General features: G+C 60.1%; 6 protein-coding genes. 4 read left to right on the top strand and 2 right to left on the bottom strand.

The genetic code is table 11. The features are described from left to right. Positions 1 to 668 precede the first annotated feature (668 nt). Positions 669 to 1,793, bottom strand: a complete 1,125-nt coding sequence (locus AC04SI_RS30210; RefSeq protein WP_488475474.1) for a tetratricopeptide repeat protein — start codon at positions 1,791 to 1,793, stop codon at positions 669 to 671. 183 nt (positions 1,794 to 1,976) lie between these two features. Here AC04SI_RS30210 and AC04SI_RS30205 point away from each other — a divergent pair, with 183 nt between their 5' ends. The 3 genes from AC04SI_RS30205 (at position 1,977) to AC04SI_RS30195 (ending at position 3,696) form a co-directional block, all read left to right on the top strand. After that, complete coding sequence (locus tag AC04SI_RS30205; RefSeq protein WP_488475473.1) at positions 1,977 to 2,720, top strand: DUF7146 domain-containing protein; 744 nt, start codon at positions 1,977 to 1,979, stop codon at positions 2,718 to 2,720. Beyond that, positions 2,717 to 3,208, top strand: a complete 492-nt coding sequence (locus tag AC04SI_RS30200) for an AAA family ATPase (protein ID WP_488475472.1) — start codon at positions 2,717 to 2,719, stop codon at positions 3,206 to 3,208. Before AC04SI_RS30205 ends, AC04SI_RS30200 begins: the two co-directional genes overlap by 4 nt. 107 nt (positions 3,209 to 3,315) lie before the next feature. After that, the gene (locus tag AC04SI_RS30195) at positions 3,316 to 3,696 is read left to right on the top strand and encodes a helix-turn-helix domain-containing protein (RefSeq protein ID WP_488475471.1); all 381 of its coding nucleotides are present in this window, start codon (positions 3,316 to 3,318) and stop codon (positions 3,694 to 3,696) included. Positions 3,697 to 3,878: 182 nt separating this feature from the next. Here the strand turns inward: AC04SI_RS30195 and AC04SI_RS30190 are convergent, their stop codons facing one another. Continuing rightward, complete coding sequence (locus AC04SI_RS30190; RefSeq protein ID WP_488475470.1) at positions 3,879 to 4,403, bottom strand: EF-hand domain-containing protein; 525 nt, start codon at positions 4,401 to 4,403, stop codon at positions 3,879 to 3,881. A gap of 397 nt (positions 4,404 to 4,800) precedes the next feature. On the opposite strand from AC04SI_RS30190, the gene AC04SI_RS30185 reads away from it, so the two are divergent. Beyond that, complete coding sequence (locus tag AC04SI_RS30185; RefSeq protein WP_404284800.1) at positions 4,801 to 6,489, top strand: DUF1963 domain-containing protein; 1,689 nt, start codon at positions 4,801 to 4,803, stop codon at positions 6,487 to 6,489. Positions 6,490 to 6,679: the final 190 nt, after the last annotated feature.

Genomic DNA, 6,679 nt, shown 5'->3' with positions numbered 1-6,679 from the left:
TGAAAAATGCGCTTGGCCAGATCAAGGCCCACGGTGGTAATCTGCATGGCGGATGGCTCCTTAGCTCGGGTTGCCTGACAGCAAACCCACTGTGGCACTGTGATGCCGGGAGCGGGAGCCATCCACCTCATCTGCTTTCAGGAACCGGCCAAGCTGGTCCTAGGGTGGACATGCGGCGCGAAATAGACGTTTAGCAACGGAGCCGCGACGTTGATGGGTCGGACTTTGCCGCTCCCCACCGGTCTTTGCAGCACCGAGACGGGTCCATTACGCCCGACATCGTAGAAAATATCGCAGGTTTTCTGGGTGGGGGGAAAGGCGGCAGCGCTCTCCCGCTACCACCTTCAAAGTCCAAACAATTCTCCGGTCCCCTCATGGCTTCCCTGAAGCCCAGCGTTTACGGGATGTACGGCCAAAAGCCGTGGAGAGCGGAACCACCGTTCTCGCCCGAACTGCTCTCCGAATGTCCATCATTCTCCGAAGCTGGGGAGTAGCTCCAAAAATCCCCAGGTTTTGACGACAGCAATATCAATGCCTTAGCGCCGGCCTTGCTGCTAGCGGTTTTGCGGTTCGCTCGCCTGCCAAAAAAGACCACAACTAAGCCATCGCTCGCTAGGTCCGGCTTGCGCCGGGCAAGAGCGAAGCGCCAGTGCCGAACTAATCATCCGTCATTCCGGCAACCCCGCCTTGCGCAGGCCGTCCATCAGATGGTCGTGATCTTCCTGATGCTGGTACCAGGCCGCGCCCCGCCAGAACTCATCCCAATCCTTGAGCCGGCGGCCCGGGAATACCGCCATGTCGTCCTCGGCAACGCGTAGAAATTCTTCCAGCATCGCATTCGCTTCGGCTAACTGTCCGGCATAGGCGTAGCTTGCCGCCAAAATCCCTCGAACTTCATTGATCGGTTCCGGAATCGACTTCAATGACGCAATGGCGTCACCATACCGGCGGGCGGTGAAATATGCCCAGCCTTTGCCCCATGGGAACCAGGTGAAGTCGTACGGGTTCTGCCGCCTCGACAGTTCGAACTGTTCGATTGCGGCCTCGGGCCGTCCGATGGTGTGAAGGAAATACGCGTAGTACCCCCTTGCTTCCGTGTCATTCGGATTGTTTTGAACGGCCTTTTCGAGATGAAACCGCGCCTCCTCGTATTCTCCCCTGGCGTTGTGGACCATTCCAAGGATCCAGCGAGCGTTGTTGTCGGCGTCATCGAGCGTGACCGCCCGCTTCGCAAATTCAATGGCTTCAACACGACACCGATCGCGATCCTCCGACCAGTGGGCCATTTGGGTCACAAAACAACAATATGCGTAGTAGGCGTGCGCCTGAGAGCTGGTCGGGTCGATTTCGATCGCATGGCGCGTCAGCGTCCGGGCCTGTTCGGTGTCACTTCTGGTGAACTTCATGACGAACGCCCTGGCGCGCAAGACCAGGTCATAGGCTTTGAGCGCACTCGGACTGAGGCTGACCGCGCGTTCACGCCAAGCCGCCTCGACCCGACCGCCCACCGTGGAGGCGACCGCGCTAGCCAACTCGTCCTGGATGCCAAAGAGATCTAGCAGGTCGCGGTCATAACGCTCGGCCCGCCCAGCCGGGGCGAAGGGATCTTGCCCGTCTTCGCCACCTCGCTTACTGGGCGGCCGAACAGAGATTGGTTCATCTGGTTCAGTGGCGGCTGACCCCGAACCGCTTCGCATACCTGGCAGTGATGCGGTGTCGCACACCCCATTTGTTGAACGAGTCTCCCCCGATTGCTGCTGATCATGAGCGCGCGCAATCTGCGGGCCAGCCATGAACACGACATCCATCGCCCGGTTGTTGGGTGGAGACGTGGTAGGAGCCTCCAGGATCGCTGCACCGGGGCCAGGTCATTCCGGCCGAGATCGATCCATGTCCGTCCTGCTGACGCCGGGAGCCCCTGATGGCTTCACCGTTATCAGCTTCGCGCCGACGATTGGCGGGCATGTAAGGACCACGTGCGCGAGCGACTTGGACTGTCTCGCGCACCCAACCCCAGATACGTGACGCGAGCAGATCGATCACCATTTGATTGCACGCAGCCCGACACGCCTCGGTCCGCTGCGCATCACAAGTCACGGATAGCCCGAAGCTTATGGGATCAGGCTGTGACGATCCGATCAACGCCGGCGCAGGCCTATCTGGCTAGCCGCGGTCTGGAGCTTGATTCAGAGGCGCTTGATGGCCGCAGCTTGCGCTTCCATCCTACCTGCCCTTTCCGACTGGACACCGGCGAGACCGCCAGGCTGCCTGCGATGGTTGCCGCCATGGTCGACATCCGCACAAGCGAAATTTGCGGCATACACAGGACTGCACTGAAGTCGGATGGCAGCGGCAAAGCCGAAGTCCCAGGTCTTGGCAACGCGAAGAAGATGTTGGGCCGGGCCGCAGGCGCCTGTGTGAAGCTCTCCGCGGACGAGAACGTGAGCATCGGCCTCCATGTCGCCGAGGGGATCGAGACCGCACTGGCCTGCGTGGCCATGGGCTTCCGGCCGATGTGGGTGGCTTTATCGGCAGGCGGAATTGCGAAGTTCCCCGTGCTTTCCGGTATCGAGGCGCTGACCGTGTTCGCCGACCACGACGCCGCCGGCCTGGCCGCAGCTGCCGAGTGTGCGAGCCGCTGGGACGGCGCCGGCAAGGACGTGAACAGAATCATACCGGCATTCGAAGGTTCGGATTTCGCGGATGGGCAACGCCCATGAAGCATTCACCGGAACAACTGCTCGAATCCATAAACGCGACACGTCTCGTTGGAGCACCAGCCGCCGATGCCGGGCAGCGGCGCCCTGCCCTCAAGTGGTTCGCGTCGCACGAATTCACATCGATGAGACTGAAGCCGCGTGACTTCATCCTGGAGCCGATCATTCGCACAGGAAGTTTGGCAATGTTGTCGGCGTTCCGAGGCGTCGGCAAAACTCAGGTAGCAATCGGCATCGCACATGCCGCCGCAACCGGAGGCGCATTCTTGAATTGGAGGGCGCCGGTCCCTCGCAATGTGTTCTACGTCGATGGCGAGATGCCGGGCGCGGATCTGCAGGAACGGCTTCGCATGTTCAACCAGGTCTGTTCCGGACGACTGCGCATCTTGCCAATGGACGAACAGGAGATCGGCGTCAGCCTCAATCTCTCGCAGACGGAGTCGCAGGAGCGGCTGGAAGCTATCTCGGCCCTACAGAGCTACTCATTCTAGACAACCGCTCCACGCTGACGAGCGGCGGCCGCGAAAATGAGGCCGAAAGCTGGGACACGATGCAATCCTGGCAACTAAGGCTCCGTCGCCGAGGCATCAGCGTTCTTTTGATCGAGCACGAAGGCCGCGGTGGAAATCCGCGTGGCACAAGCAAGCGGGAAGACGTCCTGGACACACTCATCACATTGAAGCACCCGGACGACTACAAGATTGAGGATGGCGCCCGCTTCGAGGTTCACTTGGGCAAGGCGCGCGGCGTGTTCGGTGAGGCCGCAAAGCCCTTCGAGGCAAAGCTGGAAGTTCGCGACGGAGAGGCGTTGTGGACGGTGAAGGAACTTCAGGATGTCGAAGCCGATCTCGTCATGGCCATGACGCGCGACGGCGAAAGCGTACGCGACATCGCCGCTGCACTCGGTTTAAGCAGATCGAAGGTCAATCGCATTCAAACACGGTTGAAAGCAATTCGGCCTTTAGGCAGGGAGCCTTGAATTGCAGCTGTCCCACTGTCCCACGCCCTAGACAGTGGGACAGTGGGACGGCCGCGCGTCGATGCTTGCGGGCTATAAAGGAGGACGTCTTCTGCGACCTCGCAACGGTGACGATGCCGACCAAGGCTACGAGGAACAGTGTTGAATGACGATCGTGCCGGCTGGCGTGAGCCCTCCCGAGTCTACTCCGCCTCCTCGTTGCCGGCTCCATGGAAGAAGGATTGGATTTCCTCCATGTCGACGCTGCCATCGCCGTTCTCGTCGACGGCGTTGAAGATCCGTCCGATGAAATCCTGGACCTCGGTCTGCGAAAGCGCGCCATCGCCGTCCGCGTCCACAATGGCAAACATCATTCGCATCTTTGCGCCATGCATCATCTTGGCTCCCATACCCCCACGGCCTCCTGTCATCCGCCGCCCTTCAGGCGGGCCCATTCTGTAGTCCCGATGCCACCGGTCGCCACCGCGCCGCTCTGCTCGGGGACCGTGATGCTTTTGCATCCTTTCCTGCAGCATCTCACCCATCATCTGGCGCATCATTTCACGCATAGAGTCTTGGGTTTGTTCGGTCGCTTCGGGCGACTGTTCGGGGTCATGATCCTGTGCCTTTACTGCGGGCACAGGTGTTCCGCTCGACTCGGCCAGCGCGGGCGAGGCCAACATAGCCAACACCGCGGCAACTGCAGTCGCTTTGCTCGCTATTGTCATTGTGTTCTCCTTTGGATGTGAATGGTTGGACCGAACGTTGTCGGCATTCCTGCCAAACCCGCAGCTCACTCCATGGTTCCTGGTGAGTTGGCAAATGGGTGCTACCTCTCCTCGATCGAGCGAAAACCTGACTGCTTCGGGTCAGGGTTTGCCCTCAAGTTTCTCTGAAGTGAGGCCAGAGAACGGTGGACCTCTGCCATCACCAACGGGAACGAGCACGTAGCGCCAGGTGCTGACTCATGGATGACTGATCGGAAACGGCGCGATCCGACCCATATCAGGCGGACGGATTGAGGATCGGTATGGCCCCTTGCTTGCGCAACGCCCCATATGACGGCAATAATTTGGCTGCCGGCGGGGGCGACGTAGCTGACGATGGGGTTGGGGGGTAAGCGTCATGGAAATGCTGATGCCGCTGCTTGTGGTCGGGGCGATGCTCTTGATCGTTGGCAGCCTGATCTATCGCGGAGGAAAAGGCATTGCCGGGCTGTTTCCCGGTTCGGCTTCAAAAGGCAAGCCACAGCCAAGGCGTGCGCGAACCTCTTCCCCACCCGCCGATGCGACCGAACCGTCAAACGCTCGGGACAGTTCCGCCTTGCCGGTCGGCAAGGCTCGTCAGCGCACGCTGGCATCGTCTGAAGCGACCCATGCTGCATCGCCCCGGCCTAACTCTGCAGCAGAAAAGCTGATCGCCGATTTGCAGCAGCAAGCAAAGGACAGCGACGACCAGCGGAAGGCGAAATTCCAAGCGCATGTCGAACGCAAGATTCCGCCGATTTCCGACGATGGCCGCGAAGCGATCGAACGTGGGCAAGCTGTGCGCATTGCGATCAAGCATGTCTTTCCGCCGCGTCTTCCTCAACGGAGCATGAGCTATTTTGGCGGGCTGCCGATCGTCCCCGATGAATTTGACTGGCCGACGGTTCACAATCGGAAGGGATTGCTCGAGCGCCTCAATTTCATGGCGCAAATTGACTGTTCGGATCTGCCACCGGGACCTGGACGAGATCTACTGCCCGAAAAGGGTTACCTCTATTTCTTCGCGCCGATGTCCGACACGTTTGGACCGGACGCGATGCACTTCGTGACCCGGTATGAACCGCGTCAGGTGACGCAGAAGTGGCAGCCGCTCGACATGCCCTTCACCGCCAAGATTCAGGGATCGGATCCGATTGACGAAATCTTGCGGGGCAAGCGGACTCATTATGATCGGGTCGAGGTCGAGTTTGCCTGGATCGAGGAGCCGACCGACGCCGAAGTTGCGGCGCGCGCGGACGAAGGTCATGCTTTCGAGGTCGCGGACAAAATTCGCGCCGAAAAGGTTGAGGCCTTCTACGGTCCGCCGATCGCCCCCGATCCGCTGCTTTCCGCTCATCATGCGCCGAAGGACACGCTTTGGACGCCATATCCGGGATTTCCGGCCAATTGGCATTCCGCGCGGATCGTTCGGAAGCTGGTGGAAGCACATCACCGCGAAGAGACGGCGGCTGTCACGGCAAAGCTGAAGGCCTTTGGCGACGTTGCCGATGATGACCCGGAGGCCAATCGCCTACGGGTGGTGCAGCGCGAACTGTCGGCGTCCGGTTCCAAGATGTTCAACGCATTCTTTCCGACGGTCAATGCTGCACTGAAGCAATATAACGCGCCTCCTCCAGAGGTGAAGCAGCAAATCCTTGCCTTCCTGGAAGACTTGCGCGTCCACGGCATGCCCTCGTCTTCGGCGAAGCAGCCGCATGATCGTCAACTTCCGCTGGTGATGAATCAATGGCTTTCAATCGCGGCGATCCAAGGCGCCGAGGGGGGACTGACAGACCCGGACGGTGCGGTGCTCATAGGTCCGGACGTCGTAGCTGCCCTGTCTCACCGCCACTCATCCCGTAGCCATCAGATGCTTGGCAAGGGTGAAGTCGTCCAGGTCGCAGCCGACGAGATGAAGGACCGCTACCTGCTGTTGCTCCAGCTTGGGCCGGATATGGCGCTCAATTGGAACGTCGGCGAGATGGGGCCGCTTCAATATTGGATTACGCCTGAGGACCTTGCGGCCAAGCGATTCCAGAACGCAATTCTGACAATCGAAGCCTATTGACTGGTGTTGGTCAGTGACCTTCTGGCCGCTCTACCACCCTCTCGCGACCTTCTCGCCGGCCATCCGCAATGGCGGGATCGGATCATGGCCTGCCGACGAACCGCCGCAAGGGGGTTCGCAACGAGTCGACCTCGGCCGTTCGGGGTGATTAGGTTTTGACCCTATCGATAAGTTCCGGCGAGCCTTCCAA

It is taken from the genome of Mesorhizobium sp. CNPSo 4689, assembly GCF_057784325.1.
This window is presented reverse-complemented; position numbering and strand designations above follow the sequence as displayed.